Genomic DNA, 19,909 nt, shown 5'->3' with positions numbered 1-19,909 from the left:
TTTAGAAAGTGTAGATAATTAAAAAGGGCGGTTCGACTTATCTCGAACCGCCCTTTTTATTTTTCTAATCAGTATTCGATCAGTGGTACTTATACGCCAGCCGCGAGTACTTGTTTAACTTCCGTTTGCTTATTTATCTTCCGTATTGGGCAACTAAATCGCGAACGTATTGCTTACAACGGGCTACAGCTTCCGAAAAATCACCGTTACCCACACTGCCCATGGAATAACGAAGCCAATACCCATCAATTAATGCAGCGGTAGACGCAGCGGCGTTTTTGACCTGCTCAGGTTTAAGTAGCTTGCGGTAACTAAACGCTAAATTACGCTCTAAGCGTTTGTGGTTAATACACTGCAAACGATGCAAGCCTTCGTTGTGAAGTGACAACGCCCAGAAGTTGAACCAAGTATTGGTGGCGGAACTCGCCCCTTGCGTTTGTGAAAAGTTATTTTCAATAATGAAATCAATCCGCTCTAGGGGATCGTCAATACGCTGCGTGATTTTTAGCGCATCGAGAAGGTGGCGCATCGTTGCTTCAATTAAACCTTGCTTGTCACCAAAATAGTGACTGATTATCCCTGAAGAAAGCCCAGCTCTTTTGCTAATTAAGCTAATCGTTGTACCGTGATAGCCAACTTCTGCCATCACTTCTAGCGTTGCTTCTATTAATTGCTTCTTGCGAACTGGCTCCATTCCCACCTTGGGCATGCTACAACTCCAAACCTTAAATCTAAAAAATAACCTGCGACAGCACAATGCCGCCGCAGGCATGATATCACGATTAAAAGGTTAAGCGTGCGTTGACTGCAACAGCGCGAGGTGCGCCAATCCAAAATGCACCTGGTGCAATGGTAGACGCATAGTCTTCATCAAACAGGTTGTTTACTGTTAAACGCACTTCTAGCTCTTCAGCACCTGAACCAATGTTTTCGATAAAGCCGCCAATATAGAAGTCGCTAACGATATAGTCATCAACTTGTGCTGCATTATCAATATCCAGGTAGCGGCTATCAACGTACTTGGTAGACAGGCCTGCAAAGTAGTTATCGCGTGCCCAATCAAGGCTAATTACCGCCATAGTGTCAGGCGTACCGATAACCGTATTACCTTCAATAGCTACCAGTGACACTTCAGGGTTTTCAGGGTCAGCGATGGCTGCCAGCGCATCGTCAAGTGTATCGTATTGCGTACCTGAACTACCTACCGTCGCAACATATTCTGACTCGCTTAAGGTAATAGAAGTGAACAACGAAAACTCTTCGGTTAGCATAATGTCTGCTGAAATTTCAAAACCGCTAGACTCAATACCGCCCACGTTTTTGTATCCACCCGCGGCTGCTTCAAGAAAGTCTATACCCTCTGAGGTTTCGTTACTGGTAAATTGAATACGGTCGTTAAACTCAATATTGTAGTAGGTCACGCTGGCATTGAAACCAGGTGAAGAATAGCGGAAACCTACGTCAATGTTGTCAGCGGTTTCTGGCTTTATAAAGCGAAGGTCAGTATCGTTGCGCTCTAGTTGTGCATCTTTGATTGCCGCAAAGTTCTCACCGTAACCTGCGAAAACTTCCACTCCTTCAATGGGTAAAGGTGCGACGATACCGGCTGAGAATAAGGTATCTGAGTCAGTATTCACCGCTAAGTTGTTGGCTGAATCAAAGTTGTCCGTTTTCTCGATATCTACGTTAAACTTCTTGGCACCAGCGCGAATGCGGGCAAAGCCTAAATCAAGCTCATCTTCCACATAGTACATCAAGGTATCAACTGGGAAGGTTCTGTCGTACTGCACCCAGTAAGGCACGTTGTCATAATCGACACTAATAGACGAGTTGGTAATTTTATGCCAATCGCGAGACTCGCCACGCTCATAGTCTTCCCACCAAATACCAAAGCGTACGGTATTATCAAAATCACCAATTTTGGTGTACCACACAGCATCAGCATTAATGCCAAATCGCTCTTTATCATAATGGGTGTGACGATATGAGCCCACTGGAATAGCGCCTTGCGCATGACAGCCTGGATCATATTCTGCACCTGCACCACCATAAGGGAAGGTCAGTGAGCTTTGACACCCCTCAATAGGGCTTAGCTGGTTGCCTTGTCTATCAACAAAGTAGATTTGTCCCAGCTCCTCTCCACCGAATACTGTATTTCCAACAATAAGCTCTGAGTGCCCTTCTGCTCCGTCATCAGTGATATCAACAATATAGGGTGGAACCCATTCGCCGCGTCCTTCATTGTCGTGATAATACACGTTAGTCATAAAATCGACCTGGCCAATAGTAAAGTCAGCCTGTAAATAAGCGAAAAGGTTTTCGCGTAGGGTAGACCAACCTCGACGATACGCCTGATCTTGATAAGGCACGCCTGTCCACTCGTCAGTTAACTGGTCCCAATCTGGATTTTGCTCATATTGCGCCAGCCCGTATATGCGCTGGTAGTTATCTTCGTGGGTATCGTCGTAAGACAGGTAACCTGTAAGAGACACGTCGTTAACGGTAGAGATAAACTTCATGGCTAAATGATCACGGGTGTTCTCTGCTGTCTGCTGCATAAAGTCAGAACTTTCTTGACTTGAAAGGCTTATCCACGCGTAAGTATCTTTAAAGATTTCGCCTGTTTCGTAGCGTACATAGTATTTTGAAGCATCAAATGAACCCGCAGTTACACTGGTTATTAAGCCCTGCTCCGCAGACGGGTTAATGGTGGTGAAATTCAGTGTGCCGCCCAAGGCTTCGTGTGAACGGGAAGCGATATCCGCCGTACCCTGAGAAACTTCAACACCTTTTACGTTTTCGGTATCAATATAGCGATTCGCTTTCGCGCCACCACCGTAATTCGAGTTACCGTTGGCGATGCCATCTACCGTCATGCCAATTTGCTGCTCGTTTAGGTTTACTTGAAAGCCACGAATAACAATAGACGTTGACCAGTCATCAGCCCCAAAGGTATCACCTTCGTTAATAAGCACACCCGGCAGGTTATCAACCGCGGCTAGCACACTGCTAAGATTAGCCTGTTGTTTAAACATATCGTCGCTCGTTGCGTTATTCGCGTAAGAAACGCTTCGCCCAACAACGGTAATTTCTTCTATGCGCTCTTCGTCAGCACGCTCTGCTTCCTCTGCCCACGCCACTGTAGGTGTAGTCATAGACGAAAGTGCTGCAAGTACAGCTAACGAGAGTTTATTGTGTGTTTTCATGTGTTTCCCAAAGTAGTTGTGTAATGTTTACTCACTACTCTAGGGAGGAATTGTTACAGTAGCGTTAAGTTTAATTGAACAATCAATTAATAAAACATTTTTCATGTTTGTTTATTCAATGACATCCAAGTAAACACGCATCAGCTATAAACGGCGCCAGAAATTTAGCAAAGAAATCTTTGCCTAACAGACACAAAAAAGCCCTCACTAAGGAGGGCCAAAAGGGAAAGGTTTATCTTACCTTGATATTACTTTACGACTGCGTTGCGGCTTGAAAACGGGTGTTTTTGCTTTCAGTCCCGGCTACTTGCTTTTCTGCGTAAAGCAAGGCGTCGTGTAGCGTGTCAAAGTTAGGGATACCTGGGTGCGCTTCGTTTACGCCCTCAAGCACCTTATTGACTTCTGCATTAGCACCACAAATAACCAGCTGACGACCTGCCGCTAGTGCATCTGAGGTAACTGTATCAACTGCCATAGCAGCAGAAACATCCATAAGTGGAACGCGCGAGAAATCTAAAATGGTGACTTTAGAACCCGGCTTCACACGCTCACGAACGTGGTGGCCCAAATCGGCAGCCGCACCAAAGCTTAGTGGTCCGCCAAAACTAAAGATTGATACTTTGTCTTTAAGAGATTCCAATAGCTCATTTTCTTTAGGGTCGTTTAACGACTCAGGGATTTTCTTAAGCTCTTCAATTTGCAGCTGTGCGATTTGCTTAACGTAAGCTAATGCTGCGAATACCACGCCAACACCAACTGCTGTGATCAGATCTACAAATACCGTTAGCGCAAGCACCATAATCATTAGGCCGAAGTCCCAACGTGGGCCTTTGTGAGCGCGCTTCAAGTAACTCCAGTCGATGATATCTAAACCAACTTTAACCAAGATACCAGCAAGAACAGCGTGAGGAATTTGCGCTGCTAGCGGGCTAAGACCTAACACAATTGCTAGAAGAACTAGCGCGTGTACCATACCTGAAATGTTGTACTTACCACCGCTACGGATATTTACAACAGTACGCATCGTTGCGCCTGCACCTGCGATACCGCCGATAAGACCAGCAAATGTATTACCAATACCTTGGCCGATTAGCTCTTTGTTACTATCGTGACGGGTACGCGTCATGTTATCAGCAACAAGGGATGTAAGTAGACTATCGATGGCTCCCAGCACAGCTAGAATAAACGCGGCTTCAAGAATAAGCAGTGCTTTGCTTTGGTCAAATACTGGAAGGTGAAGGCTAGGTAAACCCGTCGGGATATCACCAAGAATTGGCACAGACAACGCTAAACTTACAAGCGTGCCAATGATAAGTGCAGCCAGTGCGCCAGGCACATACTTGCCTAATTGCGGTGGCCATTTGTAGGCAATAACCAAGGTACCAAGGCCTAACGCTAAGGTTGCAAAATCAATATCGGCAAGCGCGGTTGGCAAGTATGTCAATGCGCCGATTGTTCCGCCTGGCGGCTCATGGCCCAGCAAGCGGCCGATTTGAAGAATGATGATGATTGCACCGATGCCCGACATAAAGCCCGATATTACCGGGTAAGGCACCAGGCGAATGTATTGACCAACGCCAAGGACACCAAAAACAATCTGGAATATACCGGCCAATATCACAGCTGTGAATATAAGGCTGGCGTCGCCTGACAGACTTGCGAACAAGCCTGCAAGAACAACAACCATAGGCCCCGTTGGACCAGAAATCTGTGCTGGTGTACCACCGAAAAGTGCGGCAAAGAAGCCAACCGCAATAGCACCGTACAGACCCGCCATTGGGCCTAAGCCTGACGCTACACCAAGTGCAAGCGCCAGTGGTAAAGCAACGATACCGGCTGTTAAACCGCCGGTAAAATCGCCTCGTAGGTTTGAAAGGTTAATTTTTACCATAGTTATAGACCTTATTCACCGCGAGCAAGTTGTGCTTCGGCAGTAGACTCGTCCATTACATCAAATTCACCAGACTCAGTGTTGTAGTAAAGCACTTCACCTGAACCAATGTTATAAACCCATCCGTGAAGTTTAACCTGACCTGTTGCAATTTTTGCAGCAACAGCAGGGTGAGTGCGAAGGTGCTGAATTTGCTGAACAACGTTCTCTTTCGTTACCGCTTCTAGGTCGTCAATAGAAAGGTCTGAATGGCCACAGCGCTCTTTAACAACTTCAGTTGCAACACGGCAATGACCTAGCCACTCTTTTACATGCGGAAGCGCACTTAAGCCTTCAGGGTTGATGGCGCCTTTCATTGCACCACAGTCAGTATGGCCACAAATAACAATGTGAGAAACGCCCAGTGCAGCAACTGCAAACTCAATAGACGCTGTCATGCCACCAGTTTGGTTGCTGTGAGGAGGTACGATGTTGCCCGCATTACGGCAGATAAATAGCTCACCCGGATCAGTTTGTGTTACTAAGTTCGGGTCGATACGTGAATCAGAGCACGTAATGAAAAGCACTTCAGGGTTCTGCCCAGTAGCTAGTTTTTGAAACGTAGCTTTTTTGTTTGGGTAAACTTCTTTCTGGAATTTGGCAACACCTGAGATAACGTGATCCATATATAACTCCCAATTTTTTAATAATTGTAATGATTATGTAATTACGCCAGTTTCACCTGATAGATTAATAGTTTAATATACTAACTCGCGATAGCTAAATACTATCACTGCTTACGTAACACTACCCATAAGCATAGTAAGAGAGAGCCATTTTCACCATGCAATTCAACGGAAAGACCCCGTCAATTAACCAAATCCGCTATTTTGTTGCAGTGGCTAAATACCTAAGCTTCAGGCAAGCAGCGGGAATACTGGGAATTAGTCAGCCTACTCTGACCAGTCAGATCAGTGCGCTAGAAAACCTTTTAGGGCTAACGCTTTTTGAACGATCACGCACGGGAACGCTGTTATCTCCCCAAGGTAAAGCCTTGCTTGATGCAGCGGAAGAGGTGCTGCAGGCCTCTCAACGGTTCAGCGAAATTGCACGAGACTTGTCCGAGGGTGAAGTTGTAACCTACCGGTTAGGGATACCGCCAACGCTAGGGCCTTATTTACTTCCCTTTGTGCTACCAGATCTGCACAAACGGAAGCCCGGCTTGCGCTTCTATGTTCGAGAAGGCGCCCCTAACGCATTGCAACACGGTCTACTGCGTGGTGAATATGACCTAATTCTTTCCCCACTTTCAGGCGAAAACTCTCAATTGATCACGCAACCACTCTTCAAAGAGCCTTTAAAATTCGTCACGCCTTCTGATCACAAATTGTCAGGAAAAGCCTATGTTAAACCAGAAGAAATAAGCGGCGAGAAAGTGTTAACACTAGAAGACCGACATCACTTTCATCATCAAGTGCAGCGCATTTGCGATGAGATTGGGGCAGATTTACAGCGAGATTATGAGGGCACCAGCCTAGATACTTTGCGTCAAATGGTGGTAATGGGCATGGGTGTAGCCTTCCTACCCGGGCTTTATATTCATTCTGAGTTGCACAAGCCTGAAGCATTACACGTGTGTGAGATTGCCGATATGCCTATTGAACGTCAGCACTCATTAGCGTGGAGAAACACTGCGCCTGGACGAAAGACCTTTAGAGAAATATCAATTATCATAAAAGAGATAATTGAAACTCGCCTGTCGGACGCCGTGACTATAGTCAGTGCTGCCCCAAGCCCTCTTCAAAAACGTTAAACTGGTTGTAATTTATTATGATTGATAGACAACATTTACGAATAGTAAGAGCGATAGATGCTGAAGGCACGATGACAGAAGCGGCAAAATCGCTTTTTCTAACCCAGTCAGCGTTAAGCCACGCAATGAAAAAGTTGGAAGCCCATTTTGACGTACCGCTTTGGAAAAAAGACGGCAGAAGACTCACGCTGACTCAGGCGGGTCAGAGTGTATTGGGCTTAGCTCACCGAGTTTTACCCCAGTTTGAGCATACTGAAGCCCAATTACGCAGATTCGCCGATGGTAAACAGGGCATATTACGTATTGGGATGGAGTGCTACCCGTGTTTTGAATGGTTGCTTAAGGTAGTGGCGCCTTTTTTGAAAGCCTTTCCAGATGTTGATGTAGATGTACGCCGCGCGTTCTCCTTTGGCGGTTTACAAGCACTTCACGGGTACGATATTGATATATTGCTCACGCCAGACCCTCTTTCACTTGAAACCATTACCTACACGCCAGTGTTCGAATATGAACAAGTGTTGGTAATGGATAAGCACCACCCTTTGGCAGAGAAACCATTTGTTACACCGAAAGACTTAAGCAATGAGACGCTTATCACCTACCCCGTAGAACTCAGTCGACTGGACGTATTCACGCATTTTCTTACTCCTGCCAATTGCACAGTGAGGCAACATAAAACGATTGAAACCACCGAGATCATCTTACAAATGGTAGCAGCGGGACGTGGTGTTACTGCGCTACCTAAATGGTTAATTGATGAATCAAAAGAAAGCGATCTCCTGACTTGTCGGTCGCTTGGTGAACAAGGCGTATCAAAAACGCTGTACTTGGGTCATAGAAAAGCGCAGGACGTTTTGGGATTTGTAGATGACTTCATTGCCCTCTCGCAAACGCACAAGCCATAGGTGTTCCAAACAGTATTTCAGAAACTTATGTCAAACTAGGGAATAAAATAATTCGCTTGCCAACAATGTTGGCAAGCGAAAACGCTCTAATTAAAGACTGTCGCCCATTATGCGCGCTTCACGATATGAATGGCGCTAAATTTTAAACTGTCCCACCAATTCTTTTAAGTCACCAGAGACGGCACTTAACTGCGTCGCCTCCACAGCTAACTCTTCTGCATGCTGACTAGTTTTATCACTTAAACCAGTGATAGCTACGAGCGACTTATTAATATCTTGCGCCACCTCCGTTTGCTGCTCGGTAGCAAGTGCTATGTGAGTACTTTGCTCGTGAACCAAACCTATAGACTGGGTAATGTCTTTAAGCGTTTCGACCACTTTCTCTGTTTTATCGACACCAGATTGAGAACGGGTTTGTCCTTCCTGCATAACACTGTTGGTCTGCTCAGACATCGCCTGCAATCGCTCTACCATTTTTCGTATATCAGTCGTCGATTCTTGTGTACGACTTGCTAATGAGCGAACTTCATCTGCAACAACGGCAAACCCGCGCCCCTGTTCACCGGCTCTCGCCGCTTCAATGGCTGCGTTTAATGCCAGTAAATTAGTTTGTTCAGCAATGCTGTTAATTACATCGACTACAGCACCGATGCTATCTGACTCTTTGCTCAATCCGCCCACAACTTCAACCCCCTGACTGATGGCGTCAGCCAGCGCGCGAATTTCCCTCATGGCATCTTGCACTTGCTCACTGCCGGCTTGTACCAATTCATCTGCTTTAGTCGCAGCGTCACTGGACTGTGCCGCATTTTTTGAAATTTCAACGACGGTAGCAGCCATCTGGGTCACTGCCGTAGACACGTTGTCCACCTGACTACGCTCTTGGTTAATTTCCTTGCTAGTCGCGCGACTCACATCTCGAAGGTGATCCGCTGCATCAGAAACAGCCTTAGTGTTAGCGGCAGTATCTTTTAGCAATGATCTTAGTTTATCGGTAAAGGTATTAAACTCTATAGCAAGCGCACCGATTTCGTCATTACTCTTAACTTCCAGACGCTTAGTTAAGTCGCCGTCGCCATGCGCTATTTCCGCCATTGCGTTGCGCATTTCGACCAAAGGCTGAGTGACTTTAGCACTCGCAAAATAAGTAATAAGCGCTATTAATCCAATAATCACAAAGGCGACGATAATTGCCGTAGTAATTGCATTATTTATAGGGCTATCAATGATGCTTGCAGGGATAAGAATGCCCAGCGACCAATTCATTTGTGGGTTAGTTAACTGAGCGTGCTCAAAAACCGCAACATAGTCTTCCCCCTTCCAGGTTACGTGCACAATACCAGATTCATTAGCCGCTATATTACTTGCCAACTTGCCAAATCCTTCAGTGCTATCAAACACGCTGTCAAAGTTGCGAATAGAGGAGCTTAGTGGCAACGCTTTGCTCTGTTTTGGAAAGTAAACAATGTTTTGGTTCTCATCGAGTAAAAAAGCCGTGCCTTGTTCTTCATAACGAATGGCATCTATGACCTTACCCACCGTGCTAATAAGAATATCGACACCGCCAACGCCTAGTAACGCTCCATTCTTGTATATCGGGGTTTGTACTACTGCAGATACGCTTCCATCTTGGGAATCGACAGCAGGAGGCGTTACATATAGCTTTCCTTTTTCTACGGCAGTAGTAAACCACGGACGTTTAGTTGCAAAGTAACCCGCGTTAGGATTGCCAGCATCAGGACCCGAAGTGTCGACGCCGACTCGGCCCTCTTCATAGAAGTATTCACCCGTCTTTGCTGAACCAAAGAACGCCGATTTAATAATGGGATCTTGACTGCTGATGCCCTCAAATGTGGCATAGATATCTTTGGATTGAGCCAGTTGGCTTTCGGGCGCTCCTCGCGTGTTATGGCGCGTAAAAAAATCTTGTAGAAAAGGACTACTTAGGAACGCTCTAGCAACGCCGCCATAGGTTGCGAAGAAGCCTTCAACGTCATTAGCCTCACGTGCAACTAAGGATTTAAGCTCTTTTTCTACGCGACTGCGGGTGTTATCTGCAACGGTATTGACTAAGAAAAACGCCGTAATGAGTAACATCAAAGCTATGCTACCGCCAACGATAAGCATGAACTTTTTTTGGAGTGATATGGATTTCATTTGTACTTCTCATTGTTTACTAAACGCCACAACGTGTGAAAAGTGTATTCCAGCACTAGGGCCTGTTGACCTTTATTGTACATTTTTTCAGCGGTCTTTGTGCCATCTAGACAAGGCGGATGTTTGACGGTTTAGTGGTTCTAAGTCGAAAACACTCAACGCAGTATAGATGGCACAAAGGCGCTGCCCGAAGGGGTCGTTATGGAAGCCTTTTACTCTTTGTCACAGCCCTTTAACTTAGCCCACTAGGCTTGCAGGACTGTTTCGCGATTAAAAGGCTTCCATTTAGATCAAAGGTCAACAGGCCCTGATAATTCGCACACATTTCAGGTTTAGTTTTATTAGTATAAAAGCGCAAGTGAGCCGAGCTCGCTTGCACTTCTAATACTTTGAGATATACAGAGAAATTTTACAACCTCTGAAAGTCAATTCTACGAAAGTTTAAATACAGAGTGAATTAAACGCTTTTAAGAATTAGCTGTAAAAGCAAAGATAAGCGGTAGGCGTAGACACTTTTACGTCAAAAGAAGCATCGGCGGGTACATTAAAGCTGGTGCCTGTAGCAAAAGATTGCCATTCGTCACTTCCCGGAAGCTTCACAACTAGCTCACCTTCAACCACTTTCATTAGCTCTTTTTGTGATGTAGAAAATGTATATTCACCCGGCGACATCACGCCCGAGGTGCAGGGGCCGTTTGCAGATTCAAACCCAATCGAGCTCACTTTATTGTCGAAATAATGGTTTACTTTAAAGCTCATAGTTACTCCTTTAATGTGAGTGCTGACTTTCTTTGCTTTAACTGTTTTTAAAGCAAAGTGCTGCAGCCTTGATACTTCTTTAGCGTTTTTGCCAAATAAGCATATGGTTATTGGCGGGCATGTCGATTATGTCTTGCAAGCTTAACTCGCCTGCCCAAGCAGTAAGCTCATTGATATCGCGGTAGCCACCATAACCACGCGCTAAAAGCGAAGTATGGAAGGCTTGGTTACTTTCAGAAGTAAACTTACCACTATGTGTAAAAGGGCCATACTGACAGAATACGCCCCCTTTGGGTAAGTGCAACGCTACTGATTCCATGAGCAGCTTCGCCTCTTCTTTTTGCATGATATGCGCGGTGTTTGCCGTAAAAATGCCGTCTATGTCGAGGTTGGGAAAGTCATCTTGCCCAACGGTAAATGCTATGGGAGGTTTCACATTCCGCGTATTTGAATCACTCAGCCACGCGGCAATACCTTCGTGATAGTGTGGTTGATCACTTGTGTGCCAAATAAGATGAGGTAAATACTCAGCCAAGAACACGGCATGCTGACCTGTGCCACTACCAATTTCTAACACTTGATGACAATTAGCAAATGCCCGTTCAAGCACGCTCAGAATGACGCGCTTGTTGTTTTCACAGGCCTGACTAAAAGGCTTTTCGGTTTCCATGCTACTCACCGCCTTTATCAGCATTAATCGCGCAAGTTGGGGCCGAGCCACTTTTCTGCCTCTTCTATAGTCCAGCCTTTACGCTTGGCGTAATCCTCTACTTGGTCGGATTGGATTTTAGCAACCGCAAAGTATTTAGCATCAGGGTGAGCGAAATACCACCCCGATACCGAGGCCCCAGGCCACATGGCATAACTTTCCGTGAGTTTCATGCCCGTATGCTGCTCTGCTGACAACAAATCCCAGATAAGCTGCTTTTCAGTATGTTCTGGACAAGCAGCGTAGCCTGGTGCAGGTCGAATACCCTGATATTTTTCTCGAATAAGCTCGTCATTGCTTAGCGACTCATCAGAAGCATAGCCCCAGTAGTGCTTACGCACTTGCTCATGAAGGTATTCAGCGAAAGCTTCGGCAAGCCTGTCTGCTACCGCCTTCACCATGATACCATTGTAGTCATCACCCGCTTGAATATAGCTATCAGCCAGCTCGTCCTCGCCTATACCGCCAGTAACGGCAAAAGCGCCTATATAATCATTAATGCCGCTCGACTTTTCAGCTACGAAGTCTGCTAAACAATAGTTAGCGAATTTATCTTTAAGGGTTTGCTGGCGCAAATGGTGAGCGATGCCTTGCACTTGGCTTCTCGACTCATCGGTATAAATTTCCACGTCGTCATTAACGCGGTTAGCTGGAAATAACCCGATGACGCCTTTTGCCTGAAGACTGTTTTCTTCGATAATTTTATCCAGCATGGCGTTGGCATCATTGAATAAAGACTGAGCTTGCTCTCCTACCACTTCATCTTCAAGTATACGGGGGTACTTTCCAGCCAAAGACCAAGTTAAGAAAAACGGGGTCCAATCAATGTAGTTGCGCAGTGTAGCCAAATCAGCGGTAACTGGTGTCACACCTAAGTTAGCAGGTTTTACCGGCATAACCGCAAAATCTGGCTTGAAGGCGTTTCCTCTGGCCTCTGCCAACGTCACTGGTTTACTGCGCGGCTTTTTACGGGCGTGCTGTTCGCGTACCGTATCGTATTCTTTCGCGAGCTCTTGTGCGTAAATATCGCGAGACGCTTTGTTTAGAAGGCGCTGACATACACCTACAGCCCTACTGGCATTTGGAACATAGGCTACAGGTGCATGATAGTTTTGTTCAATTTTTACTGCCGTATGCGCTTTGGAGGTAGTCGCACCGCCAATAAGTAGCGGAATGTCAAAGCCCTGACGCTCCATTTCTTTGGCAACGTGTACCATTTCATCAAGTGATGGAGTAATAAGGCCCGACAAGCCAATCATATCTACGTTTTCGTCTTTAGCCGTTTGTAAAATGGTGGCTGCTGGTACCATCACGCCTAAATCAATCACTTCAAAGTTATTACACTGAAGCACCACGCCCACAATGTTTTTACCGATATCGTGAACATCGCCTTTTACCGTGGCCAGAAGAATTTTGCCGTTGCTTTTCGCATCGTCTGATTTTTCTTCTTCAATGAAAGGCTGTAAGTGAGCAACCGCTTTTTTCATAACGCGGGCTGACTTTACCACTTGAGGAAGGAACATTTTGCCTTCACCGAATAAGTCACCCACTACATTCATGCCGTCCATCAACGGCCCTTCAATAACGTGTAGTGGGCGTTCAGCCTGCTGGCGCGCTACTTCAGTGTCTTCAATGATGTAGTCGGTGATCCCCTTCACAAGGGCATGCTCCAAGCGCTTATTAACGTCCTGCTCGCGCCAGGTTAAATCTTCTTTCGCTGCAGCTTTGCCGTCGCCTTGATAGTTTGGGGCGATGTCTAGCAAGCGTTCTGTAGCGTCACTTCTGCGGTTTAAGATAACATCTTCAACTGCATCGCGAAGTTCAGCGGGTATTTCGTCATAAACCTCTAGCTGACCAGCGTTCACTATAGCCATATCCATGCCCGCTCGAATAGCGTGGTATAAAAATACCGAGTGCATAGCCTCGCGTACTGGATTATTCCCTCTGAACGAGAAAGATATATTAGAAAGGCCACCGGAAATATGTGAATACGGACAGGTTTTACGTATTTCACGGGTAGCTTCAATAAAATCAACCGCGTAGTTATCGTGCTCTTCAATACCTGTTGCTACTGCAAAAATATTGGGGTCGAAAATAATATCTTCGGGTGGAAAGCCTACTTCTTCAGTAAGCAGCTTATAACTGCGTTGACAGATCTCTACCTTGCGAGCCTGCGTGTCAGCCTGACCGGTTTCATCAAATGCCATCACCACGGTTGCAGCACCATAGCGCTTTATTTGTTTTGCTTGGTTTAAGAAGAGCTCTTCCCCTTCTTTTAAGCTGATTGAGTTAACAATCGCTTTGCCCTGAACGCACTTAAGCCCAGCTTCGATAACATCCCATTTAGACGAGTCAATCATAATAGGAACTCGACTAATATCAGGCTCGGAGGCGATCAGGTTCAAAAATGTGATCATGGCCTGCTTAGAGTCAAGCATGGCCTCGTCCATATTAATGTCGATGATCTGCGCGCCGTTCTCTACTTGCTGTCTTGCAACATCTAACGCGGCTTCGTAATCACCATCAAGAATAAGGCGTTTAAAGCGAGCAGAGCCTGTAACGTTGGTACGCTCACCAATATTGATAAATGTGGAAAATTCTGCGCTCATAATGCCCTCCTAGTGTACAAACGGCTCTAGGCCTGACAAACGCATTTTGGGTTCAAATTGTGGCACTTCTCTTGGCGCAATGCCTTCGACCGCGTTAGCAATATCTCGGATATGCTTAGGCGTGCTACCACAACAGCCGCCTACAATATTCACTAGACCTGATTGCGCCCATTCTTTGATGTGCTCGGCCATCTCTGGGCCTTCCATATCGTACTCACCAAATTCATTGGGTAAACCAGCATTAGGGTGCGCTGATATTAAGCACTCGCTGACCGCCGCCACTTCATCTACGTATTGGCGCAACAGGTCAGGACCAAGAGCGCAATTCAAACCAAAAGAAAACGGGTTGATGTGTCTCATTGAGTAGTAGAACGCTTCAGCAGTTTGCCCCGATAGAGTTCGTCCTGAAGCATCAGTAATCGTGCCAGACACCATAACAGGTAGCGATGTACCCAGCTTTTCAAATACCGACTCGACCGCGTAAGCTGCTGCTTTTGCGTTTAATGTGTCGAAGATGGTTTCTAGCATAATTAAATCTACCCCACCTTCAATTAATGCCTCGGTAGACTCACTATAAGCTTCCACTAATTCGTCAAACGTGACATTGCGCTTACCCGGGTCATTAACGTCTGGCGAAATAGACGCAGTGCGGTTTGTTGGGCCGAGTACGCCCGCTACGAAGCGGGGTTTATCTGGCGTTTTGGCTGTGAACTCATCAGCCGCTTTTCGCGCTAATTTGGCGGCAGCTAAATTGATATCGCGAGATTGGGCCTGCATATCATAATCGGCCATAGCGATAGTCGTGGCATTAAACGTATTCGTTTCGATAATGTCCGCGCCAGCTTCAAAATAATCGCAGTGAATTTGATAAATAATGTCGGGCTGAGTAAGGACCAACAAATCATTGTTACCCTTAACGTCACAGTGCCAGTCGGCAAACTGCTCTCCGCGATAATCTTCTTCTTCTAACTTATGACGCTGGATCATTGTGCCCATTGCGCCGTCTAATATAAGAATGCGTTTTTTCGCGGCTTCTGTTAGCGTTGCCTGCGCGCTTGAATTTGGTCTTTGGCTCACGTGCTACCTCTTTGGCTGTGACTTTTCAGCTAGCTGACTTAAATCGTAAGGCGTGGTCTGATAGACATAATAATTCAGCCAGTTTGTAAACAATAGGCTGCCGTGTGAGCGCCACTGTACAATAGGAGACTGGGCTGGATCATCACCTTCAAAATAGTTTTTTGGAATTGCTGGAGTTTGACCCGCAGCAAGATCACGCAGATATTCGTCTTTTAGCGTATCTGGATCGTATTCTGGATGACCCGTTACAAACACCATGCGCTTATCATCTGATGCAACAATATAGGCACCCACTTCGTCAGATTCAGCTACAACACTCAATCCCTCAACACTGTTGTAGTTCGACGTTTTAATATGGCCATATCGAGAGTGAGTTGCGTAAAATGTCGGATCAAAACCTCGTAGTAACTCATTGTGCGGGTCGTTTACTTTGTGTTTAAACACGCCTGAGAATTTTTCATCTCTTAGTTCACGTGTGATGCCGTAAAAATGATACATAGCGGCGTGAGCAGCCCAGCATAAGTAAAGGGTCGAGTTTACATGACGCTGCGCCCATTCCAATATGGTGGTCATGGTGTCCCAGTACTTCACTTCTTCATAATCAATAAGCGCAAGGGGCGCGCCGGTAACGATAAGGCCATCGTATTTCTTATCCGCTACCGCTGAGAAATCGTGATAAAAGGCATCCATGTGTGACTGCGGGGTATTTTTAGGCGCTTGATTGTCAATACGGATCAGGTCCACATTGATTTGTAGTGGGGTATTCGACAGTAGACGAAGTAATTGCACTTCCGTCTCTATTTTATTTGGCATCAAGTTAAGGATACCAACTTCAAGGGGACGAATATCCTGATTGGCGGCCCTGTCCATGTCCATGGTAAAAATATTTTCACCTAGTAGTACATTCTGTGCGGGTAACTGCTCAGGAATACGAATTGGCATAGAGGGCTCCAGTGATAAATTACAATATCTGTATTGTGTCTATAACTGGGAATATGTCAACATCTTTACGTCTAGACGTCTAAACGTTTTTTTATATGATGTACGACATATTAAGTATTTTGCTTGTGTACCATCACTAGCATTTCCGCTTCGGCGCGAGGAATGTCACACGCTTCGATAATTTCATCAATGCTGGCGCCTTGTTTAACAAGGTCAGCAGCACGCTGATATAGGCGTAGAGATGGGTCTTGTAGCTTCAGTTCGCGAAGTTGGTTTTCTATTTCAGTTTGCTTTTCATCTAATTCTTGAAGATGACGAGTAATGACCAAACTTCGTGCTTGCGCTTCAGATTGTTGATTGTTTGCGTTCTTGGCTATTGCTTCGGCACGTGCAATAGCTTCAGCGTGGCTATTTTCGCTTTCGCTTAACGCTTTGCGCAACTGATTGATATGTGAATGTAGTACGCCTACGGCAACGGTAAGCAAAACTACAACAACACACAGTATGAGTTCTAATAAGGTAGGTGCAGCAAGCTGCCAATCCATGGACGTAACCCTTGGGGAAATGTGGGCAGCATCGATAGTGACACTGCCTATTCATTTATTTAGATGTTGCTAAGCTCATCCCACTCTTCGTCGCTTAGCAATTTATTCAGGTCAACAAGAATAAGTAGTTCACCGTCACGGTTGCTCACCCCTTGAATAAACTTGGCGCTTTCTTCAGTACCTACATTAGGCGCACTATCAATCTCTGAAGATTTCAAGTAAACCACTTCTGCAACACTGTCCACAAGAATACCGACAACTTGTTCGTCAGATTCAATAATGACGATACGTGTATTGTCCGTAATTTCTGTAGGAGGTAAACCAAATCGAGCACGGGTATCAATGACAGTTACCACATTACCACGCAGGTTAATAATACCAAGCACGTAATCGGGCGCACCGGGTACAGGGGCTATTTCGGTATAACGCAATACTTCTTGCACTTGCATTACGTTAATACCGTAAGTTTCTTCACCTAAGCGGTACGTTACCCATTGAAGGACTTCGTCGTTGCTGTCGGTGGCGTTGTTATTTATTCTTTCGTCGCTCATGAACCTGGCTCCCAATACTATGGCGTCTGGTCGTTACTGCCTAAGCCTTTGTTAAGCATAGATATTAATTCTTCAACGTCAATTAACGCGCACATTTTTTCTTTAACCATCCCCGCTAACCAGGGACGCTTACCTGTGGACTCGCGCCATTTAACATCATCGGTAGTCAAATTGACCGTATTAACAAGCTTTTCGCTCGCCAATCCCCACGTACTTTCTCCTAACATTATAAGATATCGGTAGTTAAGCGATTGTGCGAGGTTTTCGTCATATTTTTCTGGCATTACCCATTTTGCAGAGTCAACAACACTTAGTTTAGACTCTCTGTGCAACATTACACCCATAAACCAATCAGGTTTCCCAAATAAAGGACCTATTTTCTCAATTTGGTGGATCCCACCTAGCGATGTCAACGGCACCGCAAGGGTCAACCCTGCAACCTCAAAGAATAGCGCTTGAAAGCGAAAACCGAGAGTATCCTTTAGTGGAATTTTTGTTTTTTCAGAGCGACTTAACGCTGTTTCTTGCTGACTTTCTACTAAAGTTTCGGTGTGAGCCTCGTGTTTCTCACTCTCAATGGTCTCTGCTTTTTGCGTTTCAATTAACGATGTAACTTTTTCCGCTAACGCTTCTTGTTCGTTTTTCAACGATTCATTGGCGTTTGCGGTAGAGGCAAGTGCTGACTCAGCCATCTGCTGAGAGGCCTGCTCAAGCAATTTTGCCGTGCGCGCAGTCACATCTTCCGGTGCTTCTGGCTCTTTGAGAAGGCTATCTAGGTAGGCCTCCATCACTTCTTCACGGGCAAAAGGCGATTGCTTGCTCATGTTATTGTTATTTCTCCAATACCGCTAAAAGTTTCTCATACGCAGACACACCACGTGTTTTTGGGTATGCCGCTGATATAGGAAGCTGCACCAAGCTTGCATCCCTAAAATGCGTATCAACGGGAATGACCCCTTCCCATACTCGTTCACCATAGTCATCCATCAAACGTTTTCGCGATGCTAGCGCCGCATTTGTGCGCTTGTCGAACATAGTTGGAATAATTACAGTATCAAAGGATTTATCTAACGAACGTCCCATAATTTCCATGGTACGAATCATTCTGTCTAACCCTTTTAACGCAAGGTATTCTGTTTGTGTAGGCACAATAACTTTATCGCACGCAGCTAGTGCATTAACCATCAATACCCCTAACACTGGAGGACAATCAATAATAGCCACATCAAATTCATCTGCTATTTTAGCTAAGGCCTTCTTTAAAACCAGCCCCATGCCCTGCTCGCTACCCATTGTTCTGTCTAAGGTTGCTAGTGCCATTGTTGCGGGTAACACGTACAAGTTATCCAACTTTGTTGGACACAAACAGTCCATTACATTATCGGCAGATATGTCATTAGACTTAATAAAAATATCGTAAACAGAATGACTTGACGCTTCTGCGTCAATGCCAAAGTAATAGCTCAACGACGCATGCGGATCAGTATCAATCATTAGTACTCGCTTGCCCTGCTGTGCAAGCAAGCCACCAAGGCTCACCGTAGTGGTTGTCTTCCCTACGCCACCCTTTTGATTTGCTACTGTCCACACTTTCATATTTGCTGTTCCATTACGGTTCAAACTGCTATCGCATTTCGGTTTGAACGCAACTGCTCATATCATCAATATTTATATTTTTGCTGGATATATTGGCAACGGCCACAGCTTGCGGCATACCATAGACTACGCAAGAGTCTTGATCCTGCGCCCAAATGGTCGCGCCTTTTTCCTTGAGCATCCGACATCCTTCTCTGCCGTCAGCTCCCATACCCGTTAATATAATTCCCAATACATCCCCACCATAGGCCTTAGCTAAGGAGCTAAAAGTGAGATCCACACTGGGTTTATAATTCACCTTATCATTGGCATTAGCGTCGACAATAGCGATGCGCTTATTTGCACCAACTGACTCAAGCAACATCTGCTTTCCGCCTGGAGCAAGATAAGCATGACCAGGTTTTAAAATGTCACCATGCTCTGCTTCTTTCACTTTAACTTTGCAGTTTGTGTCTAGTCGCTGAGCAAATGCCGTGGTGAATGTCCCAGGCATATGTTGTACAAGCAAAATAGGATAAGGAAAATCTGCGGGTAACGGAGCGAGCACTTTTTGAAGCGCAACTGGCCCGCCCGTGGAAGCCCCAATCGCCAAACACTTATACTGTTTCCCCGTTGCTCTAACAGACGAAACGGTTGGTTGTTTAGCTGCGACTTTATGCCCTGATAGCAACCCTGATGTTTTAAAAAACGCCTGCTTTGGCGCATTATCAGGAAGCTTTCTTGCCTCTGTAGAGCGAAACGACGGACGCTTAAGACCAATACCACGACGCGCTATTAAGCGTACTTTTGTACACAACAAGCGCGATGCGTCTTTTCTGTCCTGCGCGATATCTTCAAATTTCTTAGGTAAGAAATCGAGCGCGCCCGCTTCTAACGCATCTAATGTCGCTTGCGCACCATGATGCGTAAGCGAAGAAAACATAAGAATAGGTGTAGGCCGTTTGTCCATTATGGCCTTTACAGCTGAAATGCCGTCCATGACAGGCATTTCAACATCCATCGTTATCACATCCGGCTTAAGCGCTTCTGCTTTTTCAAGTGCATCGCGCCCATTTCTCGCTTCCCCAACAACTTCAAGTTCCCTATCGCCATCGAGTATTTCTTTTACTCGACGACGATAAAAAGTCGAGTCGTCCACGACAAGGACTTTAAAGACCATGGATTATTATT

Annotated in this window: 17 protein-coding genes; 2 read left to right on the top strand and 15 right to left on the bottom strand. The window is 45.6% G+C overall.

Features of this window, described 5'->3' with window-relative positions:
• Positions 1 to 133: 133 nt before the first annotated feature.
• From betI to ACFI6L_RS03335, 4 genes are all read right to left on the bottom strand, one after another.
• Entirely contained in the window at positions 134 to 709 is a 576-nt protein-coding gene (gene betI, locus ACFI6L_RS03350) for a transcriptional regulator BetI (RefSeq protein ID WP_069943918.1), read from the bottom strand.
• A 73-nt stretch (positions 710 to 782) separates the two neighbouring features.
• The gene (locus ACFI6L_RS03345) at positions 783 to 3,206 is read right to left on the bottom strand and encodes a TonB-dependent receptor domain-containing protein (protein WP_462573412.1); all 2,424 of its coding nucleotides are present in this window, start codon (positions 3,204 to 3,206) and stop codon (positions 783 to 785) included.
• Positions 3,207 to 3,459: 253 nt separating this feature from the next.
• The gene (locus ACFI6L_RS03340) at positions 3,460 to 5,097 is read right to left on the bottom strand and encodes a SulP family inorganic anion transporter (RefSeq protein WP_014948665.1); all 1,638 of its coding nucleotides are present in this window, start codon (positions 5,095 to 5,097) and stop codon (positions 3,460 to 3,462) included.
• A gap of 11 nt (positions 5,098 to 5,108) precedes the next feature.
• Positions 5,109 to 5,762, bottom strand: coding sequence for a carbonic anhydrase (locus tag ACFI6L_RS03335; RefSeq protein WP_014948664.1), 654 nt, complete (start codon positions 5,760 to 5,762; stop codon positions 5,109 to 5,111).
• Between the two features lie 158 nt (positions 5,763 to 5,920).
• Here ACFI6L_RS03335 and ACFI6L_RS03330 point away from each other — a divergent pair, with 158 nt between their 5' ends.
• Complete coding sequence (locus ACFI6L_RS03330; RefSeq protein WP_014948663.1) at positions 5,921 to 6,889, top strand: hydrogen peroxide-inducible genes activator; 969 nt, start codon at positions 5,921 to 5,923, stop codon at positions 6,887 to 6,889.
• A 17-nt stretch (positions 6,890 to 6,906) separates the two neighbouring features.
• Entirely contained in the window at positions 6,907 to 7,794 is an 888-nt protein-coding gene (locus ACFI6L_RS03325; RefSeq protein ID WP_039223024.1) for a LysR family transcriptional regulator, read from the top strand.
• 135 nt (positions 7,795 to 7,929) lie between these two features.
• On the opposite strand, the gene ACFI6L_RS03320 is transcribed toward ACFI6L_RS03325, so the two are convergent.
• The 11 genes from ACFI6L_RS03320 to ACFI6L_RS03270 form a co-directional block, all read right to left on the bottom strand.
• Positions 7,930 to 9,951 carry a methyl-accepting chemotaxis protein gene (locus ACFI6L_RS03320; RefSeq protein WP_462573411.1) on the bottom strand — a complete coding sequence of 674 codons (2,022 nt, stop codon included), beginning with the start codon at positions 9,949 to 9,951 and terminating at the stop codon, positions 7,930 to 7,932.
• A 474-nt stretch (positions 9,952 to 10,425) separates the two neighbouring features.
• Entirely contained in the window at positions 10,426 to 10,710 is a 285-nt protein-coding gene (gene ppnP / locus ACFI6L_RS03315; RefSeq protein WP_014948660.1) for a pyrimidine/purine nucleoside phosphorylase, read from the bottom strand.
• 79 nt (positions 10,711 to 10,789) lie between these two features.
• A complete protein-coding gene (locus ACFI6L_RS03310) occupies positions 10,790 to 11,380 on the bottom strand; it encodes a DUF938 domain-containing protein (RefSeq protein WP_338853203.1) in 591 nt (196 codons plus the stop codon).
• A gap of 23 nt (positions 11,381 to 11,403) precedes the next feature.
• The gene (gene metH, locus ACFI6L_RS03305) at positions 11,404 to 14,028 is read right to left on the bottom strand and encodes a methionine synthase (protein WP_462573410.1); all 2,625 of its coding nucleotides are present in this window, start codon (positions 14,026 to 14,028) and stop codon (positions 11,404 to 11,406) included.
• Positions 14,029 to 14,037: 9 nt separating this feature from the next.
• Positions 14,038 to 15,105 (bottom strand): homocysteine S-methyltransferase family protein, encoded by a 1,068-nt coding sequence (locus ACFI6L_RS03300; RefSeq protein ID WP_014997663.1) that lies wholly within the window; start codon positions 15,103 to 15,105, stop codon positions 14,038 to 14,040.
• 3 nt (positions 15,106 to 15,108) lie between these two features.
• Entirely contained in the window at positions 15,109 to 16,047 is a 939-nt protein-coding gene (gene metA / locus ACFI6L_RS03295; protein WP_462573409.1) for a homoserine O-succinyltransferase MetA, read from the bottom strand.
• Between the two features lie 110 nt (positions 16,048 to 16,157).
• A complete protein-coding gene (locus ACFI6L_RS03290; RefSeq protein WP_370242809.1) occupies positions 16,158 to 16,592 on the bottom strand; it encodes a DUF2802 domain-containing protein in 435 nt (144 codons plus the stop codon).
• 59 nt (positions 16,593 to 16,651) lie between these two features.
• On the bottom strand, positions 16,652 to 17,143 hold the full coding sequence (locus ACFI6L_RS03285) for a chemotaxis protein CheW (protein WP_014948654.1): 492 nt from the start codon (positions 17,141 to 17,143) through the stop codon (positions 16,652 to 16,654).
• A gap of 17 nt (positions 17,144 to 17,160) precedes the next feature.
• A complete protein-coding gene (locus tag ACFI6L_RS03280; protein WP_462573408.1) occupies positions 17,161 to 17,967 on the bottom strand; it encodes a chemotaxis protein CheW in 807 nt (268 codons plus the stop codon).
• A 7-nt stretch (positions 17,968 to 17,974) separates the two neighbouring features.
• Entirely contained in the window at positions 17,975 to 18,739 is a 765-nt protein-coding gene (locus ACFI6L_RS03275; protein WP_014997659.1) for a ParA family protein, read from the bottom strand.
• 28 nt (positions 18,740 to 18,767) lie between these two features.
• Complete coding sequence (locus ACFI6L_RS03270) at positions 18,768 to 19,898, bottom strand: protein-glutamate methylesterase/protein-glutamine glutaminase (RefSeq protein ID WP_462573407.1); 1,131 nt, start codon at positions 19,896 to 19,898, stop codon at positions 18,768 to 18,770.
• Positions 19,899 to 19,909 lie beyond the last annotated feature (11 nt).

Source organism: Alteromonas sp. G4i35 (genome assembly GCF_054960375.1).
The sequence above is the reverse complement of the archived record's forward strand: the minus strand, read 5'-3'. Positions and strand labels throughout refer to the sequence as shown.

What these genes read in the sequence shown, in the direction of transcription:
- ACFI6L_RS03285 (WP_014948654.1), bottom strand. Translation starts at nt 17,143, where the DNA reads ATGAGCGACGAAAGAATAAATAACAACGCCACCGACAGCAACGACGAA.
- ACFI6L_RS03330 (WP_014948663.1), top strand. Translation starts at nt 5,921, where the DNA reads ATGCAATTCAACGGAAAGACCCCGTCAATTAACCAAATCCGCTATTTT.
- ACFI6L_RS03325 (WP_039223024.1), top strand. Translation starts at nt 6,907, where the DNA reads ATGATTGATAGACAACATTTACGAATAGTAAGAGCGATAGATGCTGAA.
- metH (WP_462573410.1), bottom strand. Translation starts at nt 14,028, where the DNA reads ATGAGCGCAGAATTTTCCACATTTATCAATATTGGTGAGCGTACCAAC.
- ACFI6L_RS03345 (WP_462573412.1), bottom strand. Translation starts at nt 3,206, where the DNA reads ATGAAAACACACAATAAACTCTCGTTAGCTGTACTTGCAGCACTTTCG.
- ACFI6L_RS03340 (WP_014948665.1), bottom strand. Translation starts at nt 5,097, where the DNA reads ATGGTAAAAATTAACCTTTCAAACCTACGAGGCGATTTTACCGGCGGT.
- ACFI6L_RS03290 (WP_370242809.1), bottom strand. Translation starts at nt 16,592, where the DNA reads ATGGATTGGCAGCTTGCTGCACCTACCTTATTAGAACTCATACTGTGT.
- ACFI6L_RS03280 (WP_462573408.1), bottom strand. Translation starts at nt 17,967, where the DNA reads ATGAGCAAGCAATCGCCTTTTGCCCGTGAAGAAGTGATGGAGGCCTAC.
- ACFI6L_RS03310 (WP_338853203.1), bottom strand. Translation starts at nt 11,380, where the DNA reads ATGGAAACCGAAAAGCCTTTTAGTCAGGCCTGTGAAAACAACAAGCGC.
- metA (WP_462573409.1), bottom strand. Translation starts at nt 16,047, where the DNA reads ATGCCAATTCGTATTCCTGAGCAGTTACCCGCACAGAATGTACTACTA.
- ACFI6L_RS03335 (WP_014948664.1), bottom strand. Translation starts at nt 5,762, where the DNA reads ATGGATCACGTTATCTCAGGTGTTGCCAAATTCCAGAAAGAAGTTTAC.
- betI (WP_069943918.1), bottom strand. Translation starts at nt 709, where the DNA reads ATGCCCAAGGTGGGAATGGAGCCAGTTCGCAAGAAGCAATTAATAGAA.
- ppnP (WP_014948660.1), bottom strand. Translation starts at nt 10,710, where the DNA reads ATGAGCTTTAAAGTAAACCATTATTTCGACAATAAAGTGAGCTCGATT.
- ACFI6L_RS03320 (WP_462573411.1), bottom strand. Translation starts at nt 9,951, where the DNA reads ATGAAATCCATATCACTCCAAAAAAAGTTCATGCTTATCGTTGGCGGT.
- ACFI6L_RS03270 (WP_462573407.1), bottom strand. Translation starts at nt 19,898, where the DNA reads ATGGTCTTTAAAGTCCTTGTCGTGGACGACTCGACTTTTTATCGTCGT.
- ACFI6L_RS03275 (WP_014997659.1), bottom strand. Translation starts at nt 18,739, where the DNA reads ATGAAAGTGTGGACAGTAGCAAATCAAAAGGGTGGCGTAGGGAAGACA.